This is a genomic window from Allomuricauda sp. R78024 (assembly GCF_044596045.1).
Classification (GTDB): Bacteria; Bacteroidota; Bacteroidia; order Flavobacteriales; family Flavobacteriaceae; genus Flagellimonas.
Map to the genome: position 1 here is coordinate 3,475,720 of NZ_CP138995.1, position 16,328 is coordinate 3,492,047.

The 16,328-nt window shown below is 37.8% G+C and carries 15 protein-coding genes; 5 read left to right on the forward strand and 10 right to left on the reverse strand.

Going from position 1 to position 16,328, the window contains the following annotated elements:
- The first annotated feature begins 5 nt into the window (after positions 1-5).
- On the forward strand, positions 6-686 hold the full coding sequence (locus tag SJY44_RS15715; protein WP_396590432.1) for a hypothetical protein: 681 nt from the start codon (positions 6-8) through the stop codon (positions 684-686).
- A 12-nt stretch (positions 687-698) separates the two neighbouring features.
- Here SJY44_RS15715 and SJY44_RS15720 read toward each other — a convergent pair whose 3' ends face one another.
- Positions 699-1,847 carry an MFS transporter gene (locus SJY44_RS15720; protein WP_298931144.1) on the reverse strand — a complete coding sequence of 383 codons (1,149 nt, stop codon included), beginning with the start codon at positions 1,845-1,847 and terminating at the stop codon, positions 699-701.
- A 124-nt stretch (positions 1,848-1,971) separates the two neighbouring features.
- Between SJY44_RS15720 and SJY44_RS15725 the strand changes: the two genes are divergently transcribed.
- Entirely contained in the window at positions 1,972-2,838 is an 867-nt protein-coding gene (locus SJY44_RS15725; RefSeq protein WP_396590433.1) for an AraC family transcriptional regulator, read from the forward strand.
- 157 nt (positions 2,839-2,995) lie between these two features.
- Here the strand turns inward: SJY44_RS15725 and SJY44_RS15730 are convergent, their stop codons facing one another.
- From SJY44_RS15730 to SJY44_RS15740, 3 genes are all read right to left on the reverse strand, one after another.
- Positions 2,996-4,042, reverse strand: a complete 1,047-nt coding sequence (locus SJY44_RS15730) for a M12 family metallopeptidase (protein WP_396590434.1) — start codon at positions 4,040-4,042, stop codon at positions 2,996-2,998.
- A 185-nt stretch (positions 4,043-4,227) separates the two neighbouring features.
- Positions 4,228-5,505 (reverse strand): kynureninase, encoded by a 1,278-nt coding sequence (gene kynU / locus SJY44_RS15735; protein ID WP_298931137.1) that lies wholly within the window; start codon positions 5,503-5,505, stop codon positions 4,228-4,230.
- Positions 5,506-5,558: 53 nt separating this feature from the next.
- The gene (locus tag SJY44_RS15740) at positions 5,559-6,023 is read right to left on the reverse strand and encodes a GNAT family N-acetyltransferase (RefSeq protein WP_396590435.1); all 465 of its coding nucleotides are present in this window, start codon (positions 6,021-6,023) and stop codon (positions 5,559-5,561) included.
- A 69-nt stretch (positions 6,024-6,092) separates the two neighbouring features.
- Here SJY44_RS15740 and SJY44_RS15745 point away from each other — a divergent pair, with 69 nt between their 5' ends.
- Entirely contained in the window at positions 6,093-6,734 is a 642-nt protein-coding gene (locus SJY44_RS15745) for an O-methyltransferase (protein WP_396590436.1), read from the forward strand.
- Here the strand turns inward: SJY44_RS15745 and SJY44_RS15750 are convergent.
- From SJY44_RS15750 to SJY44_RS15775, 6 genes are all read right to left on the reverse strand, one after another.
- Entirely contained in the window at positions 6,700-7,272 is a 573-nt protein-coding gene (locus SJY44_RS15750; protein WP_396590437.1) for a phosphatase PAP2 family protein, read from the reverse strand. The two genes, SJY44_RS15745 and SJY44_RS15750, sit on opposite strands and share 35 nt — an antisense overlap.
- 3 nt (positions 7,273-7,275) lie before the next feature.
- Positions 7,276-7,554, reverse strand: coding sequence for a twin-arginine translocase TatA/TatE family subunit (locus SJY44_RS15755; RefSeq protein WP_109665424.1), 279 nt, complete (start codon positions 7,552-7,554; stop codon positions 7,276-7,278).
- An 82-nt stretch (positions 7,555-7,636) separates the two neighbouring features.
- On the reverse strand, positions 7,637-9,952 hold the full coding sequence (locus tag SJY44_RS15760) for a M1 family metallopeptidase (RefSeq protein ID WP_396590438.1): 2,316 nt from the start codon (positions 9,950-9,952) through the stop codon (positions 7,637-7,639).
- A gap of 61 nt (positions 9,953-10,013) precedes the next feature.
- A complete protein-coding gene (locus tag SJY44_RS15765; RefSeq protein ID WP_396590439.1) occupies positions 10,014-10,532 on the reverse strand; it encodes a DUF6702 family protein in 519 nt (172 codons plus the stop codon).
- 93 nt (positions 10,533-10,625) lie between these two features.
- The gene (locus tag SJY44_RS15770; protein ID WP_396590440.1) at positions 10,626-11,414 is read right to left on the reverse strand and encodes a hypothetical protein; all 789 of its coding nucleotides are present in this window, start codon (positions 11,412-11,414) and stop codon (positions 10,626-10,628) included.
- A complete protein-coding gene (locus tag SJY44_RS15775; protein ID WP_396590441.1) occupies positions 11,404-12,144 on the reverse strand; it encodes a hypothetical protein in 741 nt (246 codons plus the stop codon). Before SJY44_RS15775 ends, SJY44_RS15770 begins: the two co-directional genes overlap by 11 nt.
- Positions 12,145-12,360: 216 nt before the next feature.
- On the opposite strand from SJY44_RS15775, the gene SJY44_RS15780 reads away from it, so the two are divergent.
- Complete coding sequence (locus tag SJY44_RS15780) at positions 12,361-15,117, forward strand: beta strand repeat-containing protein (RefSeq protein ID WP_396590442.1); 2,757 nt, start codon at positions 12,361-12,363, stop codon at positions 15,115-15,117.
- A gap of 4 nt (positions 15,118-15,121) precedes the next feature.
- Complete coding sequence (locus SJY44_RS15785; RefSeq protein WP_396590443.1) at positions 15,122-16,288, forward strand: gliding motility-associated C-terminal domain-containing protein; 1,167 nt, start codon at positions 15,122-15,124, stop codon at positions 16,286-16,288.
- Positions 16,289-16,328: the final 40 nt, after the last annotated feature.

A 16,328-nucleotide genomic window follows, 5' to 3' on the forward strand; every position in this document is an offset into this window, starting at 1 on the left:
TTATCATGAAAGTCACTTCTCTTTTCACGGCCTTATCTTTTTTCATCTTTTTGTCTTGTAAAACAGAGCCAAAGAAGACAATATCAGAAGAAAAGACAGAACAAACGGTTCTTGAAAAAATAGCTTTTGCCCATGGTTACGAAAATTGGAAATCGGTAAAAGAGTTTACATTCACCTTTAATGTGGACAGGGATAGCTCTCATTTTGAACGTACTTGGATTTGGAAGCCAAAGTCAAACCATATTACATCCATTTCTGAAAATGATACCCTTGTATACAATAGGAAATCCATGGATAGCATTGCCACCAAAAGAAATGGTGGTTTTATTAATGACAGATATTGGGTTTTAGCTCCTTTTAATCTTATTTGGGATTCTGAAAATTTCACTTATAAACATGCTGAAGAAGAAAAATCTCCTATTAGTGGTGAACCTATGCAAAAACTGACCATAGTATATTCCAATGAAGGAGGATATACTCCAGGTGATGCTTATGATTTTTACTTTAAGGATGATTTTATTCTTCGTGAGTGGGTTTTTAGGAAAGCAAATCAAGCTGAGCCATCAATGACAACGACTTGGGAGAATTACATTGATATGGATGGTCTAAAACTGGCACAAGATCATAAAAAAGCTGAAGGAGTTTTCAATATAAACTTCACCAATTTGATGGTTCAAAAAGAATAGTCTAAAAACATTCTAAGACCTATTCTTTTTCAATAACATTGTTACTGCTAAAACAAGTAAAATACAACCTAAAAGGGCATAAAAGCTATGTTTTAAGGATGCACTCTCGGCTAGAAACCCCAAAATAACAGGACCTAACAAAAAGCCGGAGTAACCTGTACCAGCAATAAAAGAGACTCCTTGGGCAGAATCCACTCCTTTAACATTTCCACCGATTCTAAATAATTCTGGAACAATAACAGAGAAACCAAGACCATTGAGAGCAAAGCCTGTTATAGCCCAAATTGTATGTCCTGAAAGCACAAGTAGATAACCAAAAACTGCAATTAAAGAACCCAAGCCCACAATTTTTACTGAGCCTATTTTAGCACTAATTCCATCTCCTAAAAATCTACCTAAGGTCATTGCTGCAGAAAATGCCAAGAAACCTGAACCAATAAGTGCTTCTGGTGCCAAGGTTATTTCTTTTAAATAAAGTCCACTCCAATCTATGATTGCACCTTCACTGCCCATAGCCACAAAACCTATTATCCCCAATAAGAATAAGGGTTTAAACAATTTTAAGCTAAAGGGTTCTTTTTTAACAGGCGCAGCAACTATATGTTTATAGTTCTTATAAATAAGAAGATTGATTATAAAAACAAAGGCAACGGTGATACCCATATGCAATGCAGGGTTTCCAATAATTGGAATCAAAAAACTACCTAAACCAACAATTACACCACCTAGGCTAAAAAAGCCATGAGCAGCTGACATAAAATTTTGCTTGTCCTCTTTTTCAATTTCTGTAACCAAAGTGTTCATAGAAATATCTAAAAGTCCATTAGATGCTCCTAAAAAGAACAGAGAAATCATTAACAAGTAATAGTTTGGAACTAAAAGTGGAAATAGCGCCGCAATACTGCTTAAAACCACACCTGCCCAAGTAGCCTTTCCTACACCAAGTTTGTCAATAATCTTTGAAGCTATAGGAAATATGGTAAAAACACCCAGAGATAGACAAAAGATGGCAATACCCAAGTCAGCCTTATCAATTCCCAATTTATCTTTTATCGTGGGAATGTAAATGGCCCAAGTACCAAACCAAATATTGAGACTTGCAAATACCCATGCCGGTGCAAAATATCTAGGATTGGAAAAAATAAGACGAAGTGACCTCATAGTATCGAATATCAAAACAAAATAACTAAGGTTATAGCTCAATTTTTAACATAAAACATTCAGGAGATAAGACATTTTATTCTGAAATGCTTTTATGAGTCTTTTATTTGGGTAATTTTACTATATGAAACCAATGCTAGAAGCAATCAATGTTGACACAAACACCTCTTTGAAGGCAGAAACATACAACAGTTCAAGTTATTGTGAATCAGCTGGTTGGCATATTCATCCAGAGTTTGAATTGGTCTATGTAAAAAATGGTTCTGGCCTTCTTAATATTGACTCTAAAAAGAAAAAGTATGATAATGGGGTGCTTGTTTTCTTGGGCGGCAACATTCCACATGCCGATTTTGGAAATAAAGATCATGATGATGGTCTAGAGGTAGTCATTCAATTTAAAAAAGAGTTTCTGGATGAAAAACTCAAAGTATTTCCTGAATTAAAAAGAATAAAACAACTTATTGAAAAATCAAAGCAAGTTTTAATTTTTGACCAAGAGAGCAAAAATGCACTCTGGAACAGTTTCAAAAATTTTGAACATATGGACAATCAAGGCAAACTGATAAACTTGTTATCCATTCTTGATTACCTATCCAAAAATGCAACTTATGAAAGCCTATTCGATACCATTTCGCTGAGTAATTATAAAAAAGATGAGATTTGGAGACTAGAGCAGACCTTTGAATACGTTAATACTAATTATCATAAAAACATTTCGGTTACAGAAATCTCTAAGAAATTAGGTTTTACCCCCAATTCTTTTTGCCGATTCTTTAAAAAAATGACCAGTCAGAAATTTATCAGTTTTGTTAATGAATTTCGGATTGGCAAAGCACTTGAATTCTTTAATGAGAACAATACAGTTATTGCAGAGGTAATGTACAAGTCTGGCTTCAATGATCCTTCCTACTTTACCAGACAGTTTAAAAAGTATCAAAATACAACACCTTCTGCCTATTTAAAATCAAAATATAATGAATCACTTTTATAAGATTCCTTGTATTAAAATCTGTTTAAAATCATACTCAAAAGAAAAGGAGAAATAACATTAGTAAATGCCTAGCTTACTTTATAAAAAAGACCGTCCCGAAGAACGGTCTTACATTTTACAACTAGACAAGTTGTCTTAGTGTTAACCCCTGTTGTTATTAATTACATCTTGTTATAAAATTCCATCTGGTAAAATCCCTCTCGTACAAACTTCCACGATAGGTTACACGTTCTCCAACAAAATACCTCCTAGATCGAGACCATTCTTCAACACCATCACATGGGTCTGTTTCTCCCCCAGTATCTGGGTTACCATCTGTGGATGGGTATAAAGAATTTGTTCCTTCTACATCCAAGGTAGATATTCTCGCCTGTCTTTGCGGTAAAAGGTTTCTATTTAAATCTGTAATTGTTGGTCTTCCGTTTTTACTAAAAGTAAAGCTGCCGTACATCATGGTAGAGTTTATATCAAACTGACCTGTCAACAAGGTTGCCGAGTTACTTTTAAAAAACTGATCTTGTGCACCATCTTGTATATTTTCAAAATTGATTCTAATAAAACTATCTCTATCTGACCGATTTTGTTCATGAATATATCCCAAGGTATGTCCAATTTCATGTATGATGACCACAGCTGTGGCTCGAGTGCCCAATCGAATAAAACCTCTGGTTCCATTCATTCCAAGAGTTGCTACTCCAGAATTGCTATTAGATCCTGAAGAAGAAATAGTTACATAATTGGACTGATTTGTGCGTTCCTTGAACGTTACACTGGTTTTACTGGACCATTCATCAAATGACTTTTGAAGCTCAGAACGTACCGAGGAACTAAGTCCATTGATCACATAATAGACAACGCCGTTAGTCCATTTGCGAACACCGCCTCCCAATCCTAGATTGGTTAAGCTTGCATCCGGAACCGGGTTTTCCACAAAAGAATCCGCAGTATCCGACAATTGTTCTTCAAACAATCTAGTGTCACTGCCTGCTAGACTGTAGGTGCCATCTTCTTCAAGCCTAACTTTTACTGGTTCTCCTAAAAAGTATTTGGTAATAAATGCAGTATCCTGATCTTCTATGGATACTTCTTCATCCGGGGTTATCGCATTTTGATCATCAACATCATTCTTCTCGCAAGAAGCAAAGCACATAACCATAATAGTTGTCAAAACCAGCAGTTTTCTTAAACTGATTTTGTGTCTCATTTTTTCATTTTTACGTTTCATGTTCATTTTAATTTTGGGGTTAAAACTTAAATATGTACGTAAGAAAAACTGAGATAGTAAGTGATTACTGCATCTTTTCGATGAACGGAAGGCAAATAGAACGATACTTGTACAATCAATAACAATCTGGAAAACGGAACTGGGAAATAAAAATCGCTATCCTGTTATAGTTTCTTTTTGGAAAGAATGCCCTGTTTTAAAATCTGTCCAAAACTATACATATCTGAATAAGAACAATAAAATGGTGCTGGAGCCAGCCGGATAACGTTAGGCTCTCTCCAATCTGTAATTACACCATTCTTCATGAGGTAATCGAACAAAGCCTTGCCTTCTCCATGTAAAAAAACGGAGAGCTGGCAACCTCGGTCCTTAGGAGTAATAATTTCAAAAGAACTTTCTACTTCTTTATCAATCTCCTTTAAAACAAATTCAAGGTAGGCCACGATTTTTTTCTGCTTTTCAATAAGAGCGTTCATTCCAACCTCATTAAAAAGTTCCAAAGAAGCCAAGTACGGTGCAATAGACAATATGGGCGGGTTGCTTAATTGCCATGCATCAGCAGTCTCAATTGGGTCGAATTCTGGCTGCATCAAAAAACGGGTTTCTTTTTTTGTGCCCCACCATCCTTCAAAACGCGGAATATCTTTCTTGGCCAAGTGTTTTTCATTTACAAAAATGCCCGAAGCATTTCCCGGGCCACTGTTCATATATTTATAACTGCACCAAGCTGCAAAGTCAGCATCCCAATCATGAAGTTTGAGTTCCACGTTGCCAACAGCATGAGCCAAGTCCCATCCTACAAAAGCACCAACAGATTTTCCTGCGCTTGTAATGGTCTTCATGTCCAGCACTTGTCCGTTATAATAGTTGACTCCCCCTATAAGTACCAAAGCCAACTCATCCCCTACTTCATTGATTTTTTCAATAATATCTTCTGTTCTCCAGGAATGTTCTCCATTTCTCTTTTTGACCTCAATTATGGCTTCTTTTGGATCAAGGCCATGGAACCTCACCTGGCTTTGCAGCATGTACTGGTCTGAAGGGAATGCTTTTTCCTCGCAGAGAATTTTAAAGCGTTTATTATTTGGTCTGTAAAAAGACACCATCAATAAATGAAGATTTACAGTAAGTGTATTCATTACCGATATTTCTTGAGCCTTAGCACCTACCACTTTGCCCAAACCTTCCGCCAAGCGTTCATGATAATCCCACCATGGTTTTTCTGCGTAAAAATGTCCTTCTACTGCAAGTTCCCGCCAATCTTTCATTACATCGTCTACAAACTTCTGAGTTCTTTTAGGCTGCAACCCTAAAGAGTTTCCAGTAAAGTAGATAACATCCCTGCCATTTACCTGTGGATGGTGAAATTCTTGCCTGTATTTGGAAAGCTCATCTTCTGCATCCAACTGTTGTGCAAATTCAAGGGAATTTTGGAAAGCCATAGTTTTGGTTTGTTTCAAAAATACAATTTGTGGGCTTATTTAATTTGTGTAATTCACTCTAATCGCATTTCAATAAGGTGTTTTTTAAAGCCTACTTTTTCATAAGCCTTTATTGCTGGAATATTATCTTCATAGACGGTCAACCTAACTTCTTTATATCCTTTTGATTTTGACCAATCTTTCAATTCTTCCACAATTTTTGCATTGATACCTTTTCCCCTAAAATCTTGATGGGTGAACATGAAGCCCAGGTATGCATAATATTCATGGTCAAGATAGTGTCTCGCTTTTTTGGGAACTGCATATCCAGATGCTACCACCCGTCCCTCTATTTCGACTACCAAAACACAAGAATTCTCATCTAGTACTATTTGTTTTAGGTCATAGTAACTAATAGGATCTTCCTTTAAAGTAACATCAAAAGGGCGTTCTGCCGTAATGAGTTCTTGTTCAAAATCTAAAAGAACTGGCAAATCTTCCAAGGTCGCATTTCTTAACTTAAAATCTGGTGATGTCATAATCATCCATTTAATTAAAAAGTGAAATCCTAATGTAGTTCTTTTCTATATTTTTACGAAAATTTAAGCATGCATTTCCTATCACCCATATTGGAAAATTATATCAGGGACAACTCTGAGGCAGAACCAGAAATTCTCACAGAACTGACAAGGGAGACTCATTTAAAAGTTGTGCAACCCAGAATGATCACGGGACATTTTCAAGGTAGGGTGCTCAGCTTACTTTCAAAAATTATATCTCCCAAAAATATTCTTGAAATTGGCACCTATACTGGTTATTCTGCTATCTGCTTGGCTGAAGGGCTGCAACAAACGGGCGAATTACATACTATTGAGGTAAATGAGGAGTTACATGATTTACAGCGAAAGTATTTTGATAAAAGTGGTTATGAAACTCAGATTGTACAACATACTGGTGATGCCTTGGATATTGTTCCAACGCTAAATCTATGCTTTGACCTTATCTTTATTGATGCACAAAAGGTAAACTATGATGCTTATTTTGAGGCTGCCATTAAAAAAACAAGGTCTGGCAGTATTATTCTTTCTGATAATGTTTTATGGTCCGGAAAAGTTGTGGAGCCCTTAGCTAAATCTGATAAAGCCACTGCTGTTCTGATTGACTACAACCAAAAACTAAAAAATGACCCTAGGGTTGAAACTGTTATTCTTCCCGTTAGGGATGGATTGACTCTGAGTAGGGTAAAATAAAACGGTTGTACAATTTGTAAAAAAGTAGTCCAGTTAAAATACCAACTAAAGCTCCTACTATAATATCTAGAGGATAATGAACGCCTACATATATTCTACTTATTGCAAATAGCAATGGCCATATAAAAAACAAAACCAACCATCTGACCTTTTTCCTAAGGAAAAGAAAGACCAAAACGGTTATTGAAAAAGAACTTGCAGCATGTCCTGAAAAAAAACTGTAGTCTGTAGGGCTTTTTAAAATACGGATCAAAGTATTAATTTCTTCTGTATTATTAGGTCGAAGACGTCCTACCCATGTTTTGGTCAAGTGTGTAACAATAATGATAAAAAATACCAATCCAAAAATGGTCATTAGCTTATAAAATGCCTCTTTCTTTGGAAATTTCAATACAAGAAGTACTATGAGCAATAGAAATAAGGGAATCCAAGTGGTTATTTCAGTTATGATAGTCCAGAAAGCATCATATTTTTCTGTACCAAGGGCATTAAGATAAACAAAGGTGTCCTTATCCCACTTAAGAAGTTTCTCTAACATGGGTTATTTAGTGCTTCTTTTAACGGCACCAGTAACCTCATCTACATTTTTCTTGACCTCATTAATTTCTTTCCTGATATCTTTTGTGAAATCCGTATCAATACCCTGTTTTTCAGCACTTTTTTGAATTTCACGCTTTATATCATCCGTGGCATCACGCAACTGCCGCATTCCCTTGCCCAATCCTTTGGCTATTCCCGGGATTTTATCCGCACCAAATACCATCACCACTATAAAGAGGATAAAAAAGATTTCGCCGCCGCTTATAAATAGAAAATGCATAGAACAAATATAATGAGAACTTGGTAGTAAAATAAAAAAAGCCCTGTGAAATCACAGGGCTCTTAACATTCATTTTGAGTTATTACTTGCCTTTGATATTTTCTTTGAATTTATCAAAGTCAGATTTCTCTTCTTTAATTGGCCAAGAATTATTGGCAGTATCAATATCTGCAGTCTCTAATTTTGGGTCAACTATAATACCAACCAATTCTTTTTCTGAAGAAATTACCCTTTTTACTTCAGCATCATTCTTTCTCCAAATTTCGGCGGGGTATGTAACATTTTCCTTGGTTCCATCTGCATAAGTGTATTCAACAATCAATGGCATGGGTATACCTCCTGGTTTGTCAAAAGTAACCTCATAGAAATATTTAGGCTCTACAACCTGAGCTCTTTCAGCCTCGGTCATGTTGTCCATCATAAATTCCTTCAAGTTTTGAGAAGTTTCTGTTGGTGACTTCCCTTTTAACTCCGGAGAAAAATCTTCACTGTCCTCTTCTGCTAAATATACCAATGGTGGCAAATCAGCTTCCGTTAAATTCCTGTCAGCCATATATTTTTCCATTTCTTTGGTAGGCTTATCAGAAACAAAGTATTTTTTCACTCCCTTAACGCCTATATCAACATAATCCGTGGTGTAGAACCAACCTCTCCAATACCAGTCTAAATCTACTGCAGATGCATCTTCTAAGGTTCTAAAGAAGTCTTCTGGGGTAGGATGTTTAAATTTCCAACGTTGTGCATAGGTTTTAAATGCATGGTCAAACAATTCTTTGCCCATAACCGTTTCTCTCAAAATATTTAAAGCTGTAGCCGGCTTTCCATATGCATTTGGCCCAAGTTGATATACATTTTCTGGGTTCGACATAATGGGTGAAATATGGCTTTGATCCCCGCTCATGTACGGTACTATTTTAGAAGGTTCTCCTCTACGAGATGGATAGTTACCATTTGGAGCGATTACTTCTGGGTAGTTTTTACCAAACTCTTGCTCTGCCAAATACTGCATAAAAGTATCTAAACCTTCATCCATCCAACCCCACTGGCGTTCATCAGAATTTACAATCATTGGGAAGAAGTTATGACCTACTTCATGAATGATAACGCTGATCATCCCATATTTTGTTCTATCAGAATAAGTACCGTCTTCATTAGGACGTCCGTAGTTCCAACAAATCATTGGATACTCCATCCCTTGATTTTTTGCATGTACAGAAATCGCTTTGTGGTAAGGATAGTCAAACGTGTGCTTAGAATATGTTTTTAAAGTTTGTGCAACTGCTTTGGTTGATTGTTCTTCCCAAAGTGGGTTTCCTTCTTTTGGATATAATGAAACAGCCATTACGTCTTTACTGCCAATCTTTACAGCTTGCATATCCCAAACAAACTTTCGGGAAGTTGCAAAACCATAATCACGTACATTGGTAGCTTTAAATTTCCAAGTCTTTTTCTTTTCTGAAAAGCCTTTTTCAGCAGCTTCCGCCTCTTCTTGCGTTACTATTACCACAGGCTTGTCATAAGACTTTTTAGCCATTTCGTATCGCTTCATCATATCTTTTGAGAAGACTTCTTTTCTGTTCTGCAATACTCCTGTGGCATCCAAAACATGATCAGCAGGAACAGTGATGTTTACATTATAGTTGCCAAATGGAAGTGCAAATTCTCCACTGCCCCAAAATTGGTGGTTCTGCCATCCTTCCACATCGCTATATACTGCCATACGCGGGAAGAATTGTGCAATTACATAGGCACGATTTCCATCTTTTGGAAAATATTCATAACCTGAACGTCCTCTTCCATTAACATGATCGTTAATATTGTACCACCACTTAATAGAAAAAGAAATTTGCTCCCCACTTTTTAGAGGTTGAGGAATATTCAACCGCATCATGGTTTGGTTTATGGTGTATGATAAAGGTCTGCCATTGGCATCTTTCACATATTCAATATTGAAACCACCATCAAAAGGTTCACTAACATAAGTATTTGCGAAGTTTCCAGTTGTATAAGCAAAGTTTACACCGTTGCCATCCCTTAATGGGGATTTAGAATCCTTAGCACGAACATTTTGATCCAATTGCACCCAAAGGAACTCTAAATTGTCCGGAGAATTATTAAAATAAGTAATCGTTTCTTCACCATATATTTTGGAGTTTTTATCGTCCAATTCAATATTCATATCATAATCTGCCCGTTGCTGATAATAATCTGGGCCAGGGGCTCCTGAGGCGGAGCGATATGTGTTCGGAGTAGCGAACTCCTCGTACAACTGTTTAAACCTGCTTTGATTGTAATGGCCTGGGTCTCGCCCTTCTTTGACTTCCTCCTCTTCCTGTGCTATGGCCATAGCGCCAAAAAGGAACAATATAGAAGCAAAATAATACTTGATTTTGTTCATTTTCTTTTTGATTTTAAAACGTTGAAAAATAACTTTTTTTTAACCAATTGTTAAGGATTAGTTATAAGTTTAACATTCCTTTATTATTCTCTTTGATCAACACAAAACTCTTCTTTTGTCCATTCCATTTTATATGGACAATGTTTTGCTGTTCTTCGAACATATCGGTTAAGATCTCATTTTGGATGGATATTGACTTCAGTTCAGAAAAATTTACATCGGTCAACTCTAAATAACAAAGCACTACATCATTGTCATATTTTTTTCCCAAAAAGGAATACTGTGCTATTTCACCATTAAGTTCAATGGCAAATTTTGCTTTAAAATATTTTTTAATGTATTCATCAGAAACTTTGGCTTCATCGCTGGTGGCCAACTTAGCATTAATATCGTATCGCTCTTTTAACAGTTCCTCTAAATCATCAATAAAAATGCGACTGGTAATTTGAAATGATGCATTTTTTTCTGAATACTCCACATTGGTCACGCTAACATAGAACTTATGTGCTACGGTAAAAGATAAAAATAGTATTGCCATTATTGGCAATACCATGTTTCTTACTACTTTCAAATTCATCATATCTTAATAGACTTGGTAACAATTATGATGTTACACTATTTTCCGAATAATTCTTTCAATCCAAACTGTACAAACCACATGCCAAATTATGAATCAATCAAGACTATTGTTTTTTCGATAGGCCCGACTCTTCAAAACTAGAAAATCCCACAACTTTAATTTATCCTTTGAATCCACCGTCTGCTGAAATTGCTCATCAACTTCACAGAAATACATAAAATCCTCAATTTTTTCCGAAGGAATTTTTAAGGTGACCACAAAAAGGGAGTCAACATAAAAATCTTGGACTCTTTGTGTTCTTGCATAAGCCTTATCTACTTTGACTCTATTCTTCAGCATTTTTGTCCGTCCAGTAATAGCATTGATGATAGGATCCAAAGGTGGGGTTAAAATCATCCCTACATTAAATTTTCCAAAAGTAGCTTGTTGTAGTTTACGTTGACTTTGTGATGGTATTTTTTGATGGGCATTTGGCAATCCCAACGCCTCCGCACTTACATCTTTTTCCAATTGCAATCCGCCCAAATCTTGCCCCAAATCTCCAGAAAGATCATATGGTTTAACTACTACTTCACTTAACTCATTTACAAATTCCTCCAGAGGAACTGTTATAAAACTTGTATTGAAAAGCACTTCATTAACCGGTAAAATTTTTCTTTTAAACTGAACAGCAGAAAATATAAGGGTATCATTCAGTTTTATCAAAATGGAAAAGTTTCCATCAATATCAGTAATTACCGCCTTTTCGGTAGTAACATTCTGCACAACAACCCCAACAACATCTTTGCCTTTACTATAAACCTTTCCTCTTAATTCCTTTTGTTGGGCGCTAACCGAAAAAGCAACCAAGAACAACAATGAAAAAAGGAGCTTAATCCTCATCCAACTCGGCTAAATACGTTTTACTATGGGTTACCAAAAAATCAATCAACTGAAACTCATTCTCCTTCCGCAGTAAGGTTTGGGATGGTACTTTATCGTCACAGTAAATTAAAAAAGCATCAATTTTATCTTGGGGCAACCTTAAGTCAACCACAAAAAATTCATCTTCATATACTTGGCGCAATACTTCACTAACCTTTAATGGGGTTTTGTCTTCACCATCTTCCTTCTTTGAGTTGAACATCGCCTTAAAAATATTCACAAAATTTATGCCGTCCCGCATTCCACGTACACTGCGCGATTCAGCTACATTTTCCACTTCTGTGCTACGATCAATTTCATATTCAAAACCTTTAAAGTTATCATTTTTCACTTCTAGAAATTTCTGTTGATTTTCTGGGGTTATGACCACTTCATCTAATTGCGTCACTTTTTCTGTTACCTCGACCACCAATCTGTTGTTGTTCAAAATTTCTGGTGTAATCGTAACCACTTCCAACTGATAATTCACTGCAGTAAAGACCAGTTGATCCCCTTCTTTCACCAAAATGACGAATTGTCCATCATCATTGGTAATTGTAGCGGTTTCAGAGGTGGAGTTAATAACATTTTCATTGGCAACATTACTGCCTCTGTATAGTACCTTGCCTCGCAAAATCTGCCTGTTATCCTGTGCTAGCGCAGCAATTGAGAAAATAAAAGAAAATAAAAGTAGGATAGTGTTTTTCATAAAAAGCCATTTAGCTCAAGTTAAAGAAAACCCTTGAGAAGCATATAAAAAAATAAACACACTCTAAACTTTTGTTAATTCTATAAAATAGCTTGATTCACAGGCATGTCCGTTCACCTTAGAACTAAGGTATTTTGACGGTAATAATTAGAATAATCCGATCATAAAGTTAGTTTTGTCAATTACGTTTTGAAAATCCTCAAATACTCAAACACTGTGAAAACACAACTTCTATATTTTGTCCTTGGCCTACTCCTAGCGACGACTTCCCTTAAAGGGCAGATTAAAATTGGTGACAACCCACAAACATTAGATCCTGCATCCGTTTTAGAATTGGAGAGCAACTCTCGGGTATTGGTCATTACCAGAATGACCACAATACAAATGGAAAACACATCTCCCTTAAGAGGTGCTGTTGTCTATAATACAGACACGCAATGTGTTCATTTTTATGATGGAGCCCTTTGGATCAATCTTTGTGATCGACCCGATGAGCAAACCTTTACTACGGATGCCATCGTAAATTTTAGTCCAACCATGATCATAACCCCAGATGCCAATGGTACCAACTTTAATTTTGAAGTTGGAGAAATACGGGGCGAAAATATTGTAGATACATCCATAAATGGTTCTGTTGATATACAAGAAGGCTCTATTACAGGCCTTCAATTGCAAGATGCTACGGTATCCTTTGATAAATTAGCAGAAGGAACATCTAGTGGAGAACTTTTACAATGGGCTGGTCCTTTAAGTGGTTGGGTTTTGATAGATGAATCTGCTCTAACGGTTACCGAGATTGATGGGGTTATAGGAAATGAAATTGTAGATGCTGCAGACGGAACATTAGTACGCACCGGATTAGGAGATAATGCGAATCCATTTGTATTAGATGTCAGTGTGGGAGGAATAACTAATGCAGAGTTAGGAGCAGATGCAGTTACTTCGGATAAAATTTTAAATGGCGAAGTGGATACAGATGATATTGCGAATGATGCGATAACAAATGCAAAAATGGCGGATGATGCCATCGATACCGATGAAATTGTCGATGATGCCGTGACAGCAGATAAAATAGACCTTAGCGTTGCAGGAACTGGACTCAACCAGGCCGTGGATGGTTCCCTGGAAGTGGACGTGACCGCAATTTCAGGCGATGGGGACATCACATCAACCGATGGGACGATAGCATTCGTGGGAACGACCACAGATGCACTCTTCGAGGATGTGTCCTTCGACGTGGCGGACAATGCCATAACAAATGCAAAAATGGCGGATGATGCCATCGATACCGATGAAATTGTCGATGATGCCGTGACAGCAGATAAAATAGACCTTAGCGTTGCAGGAACTGGACTCAACCAGGCCGTGGATGGTTCCCTGGAAGTGGACGTGACCGCAATTTCAGGCGATGGGGACATCACATCAACCGATGGGACGATAGCATTCGTGGGAACGACCACAGATGCACTCTTCGAGGATGTGTCCTTCGACGTGGCGGACAATGCCATAACAAATGCAAAAATGGCGGATGATGCCATCGATACCGATGAAATTGTCGATGATGCCGTGACAGCAGATAAAATAGACCTTAGCGTTGCAGGAACTGGACTCAACCAGGCCGTGGATGGTTCCCTGGAAGTGGACGTGACCGCAATTTCAGGCGATGGGGACATCACATCAACCGATGGGACGATAGCATTCGTGGGAACGACCACAGATGCACTCTTCGAGGATGTGTCCTTCGACGTGGCGGACAATGCCATAACAAATGCAAAAATGGCGGATGATGCCATCGATACCGATGAAATTGTCGATGATGCCGTGACAGCAGATAAAATAGACCTTAGCGTTGCAGGAACTGGACTCAACCAGGCCGTGGATGGTTCCCTGGAAGTGGACGTGACCGCAATTTCAGGCGATGGGGACATCACATCAACCGATGGGACGATAGCATTCGTGGGAACGACCACAGATGCACTCTTCGAGGATGTGTCCTTCGACGTGGCGGACAATGCCATAACAAATGCAAAAATGGCGGATGATGCCATCGATACCGATGAAATTGTCGATGATGCCGTGACAGCAGATAAAATAGACCTTAGCGTTGCAGGAACTGGACTCAACCAGGCCGTGGATGGTTCCCTGGAAGTGGACGTGACCGCAATTTCAGGCGATGGGGACATCACATCAACCGATGGGACGATAGCATTCGTGGGAACGACCACAGATGCACTCTTCGAGGATGTGTCCTTCGACGTGGCGGACAATGCCATAACAAATGCAAAAATGGCGGATGATGCCATCGATACCGATGAAATTGTCGATGATGCCGTGACAGCAGATAAAATAGACCTTAGCGTTGCAGGAACTGGACTCAACCAGGCCGTGGATGGTTCCCTGGAAGTGGACGTGACCGCAATTTCAGGCGATGGGGACATCACATCAACCGATGGGACGATAGCATTCGTGGGAACGACCACAGATGCACTCTTCGAGGATGTGTCCTTCGACGTGGCGGACAATGCCATAACAAATGCAAAAATGGCGGATGATGCCATCGATACCGATGAAATTGTCGATGATGCCGTGACAACTGACAAGATATTAAACACTAATATCACACCAGCCAAAATAGAACCCTCTCTAACGGATGGACAAGTGTTGACAACTGTTAGCGGGGCAGCAGAATGGCAAAGTCCTTACCATGCAATTGGAAAAGTAGATACTGCTACTCCAGCAAACATTTCAGGGGCTAGTATCGCAATCATTGGAACAGGAAATTATCAAGTAGTTTTTTCATCTAATGCAACTTCATTGGATTATGTAATACAACTAACTGTTTTGAACGTTGCAGCAAATGGATATTCCATCGAAGTGGTTACCCAAGCAGTAGACAATTTTACTGTTCAAATTACGGATTCGACTGGGGCAGCAATGGATGCTTCATGGTATTTTACAGTAATTGATTTTTAAGACTTTGAAAAACCTTCTTTACATATCGTTCTTCCTTTTTACCAGCTTTATCCAGGCTCAAACAGCTCTATATAACAGTGGGAACATTCGTATACACCCAAACGGCAATCTAGGTTTTCACACCAACCTGATTAATGAGGTAACCTTTGATCAAAATCAAGGATTGGCCGGGTTTTATGGAGATAATGTCATTCAAGTTTCGGGGAGCATATCCCCTACCTTTAATGATATTGAAGTTATGGCTTCCAACAATGTCTTTTTGCAGAATTCAGTCAATGTGCTTAACAACGTAAATTTTGTAGATGGTAATGTTCTTTCTCCGCTAAATGACCAAACAACCTATCTTAATTTTTCCAATAATGGTTTTTTCACGGGCGAAAATGATACCTCCAAAATAACTGGTTTTGCAGCAATTACTAACCGAAGTATTTTTTCTTTTCCTGTAGGTGACCAATTCCAATTGAGGCCATTACTTTTAGAATCTCAAAATGAAACAGCTTTAGCCGTATGTGCGTATTTCTTTGAAAACCCATCTAACCCATCCTCTATTTTAGAAAGTTATAATGTGGAGGAAAAAGTAAGGGATATTGGTACAGTGACCAATCGGGAATTTTGGATTATACAGAGTGATCAAACAGCGACAGTAACCATTAGTTGGAATGAAAGAAGCGCTTTGAGTCTAATTCCAAACACTACGGCAGGCGCAATTATTGTAGTTGGTTGGAGCAAACAAGCAAACCAATGGGTCGTTATTGGTAATTCAGCTTTAAGTGGCGATATTTCTCAGGGGTTTGTTACCTCTCAACCCTTTGTCCCTAGTGATTACGAGGCCATCACCTTTGGAACAGTTCCATTGCCAACAGATACTTTTGCAGTAGACAATCCTACATTGGGCAACTATTTTTTAAGCCCAAACGGAGACGGTACTAATGAATTTTTAGTACTTGAAGGCATGTCCGAATCTCCAAATAATAGCTTAAGAATATTTAATCGCTTTGGACAAAAGGTTTTTGAAAAAATTAATTATGTTGATGAATTCACAGGAGTTTCAAATACAGGCAGTCTTTTACTAAGTCAGGATATTGGCCTTCCCGAAGGCGTCTATTATTATCTCGCCACCTTGGATGATTTAGAATTAGAATATCAAGGTTTCCTTTTTCTAGATAGATAAAGTGTAAGAATAATACTTCAAATATATCGGCTTAAATCAT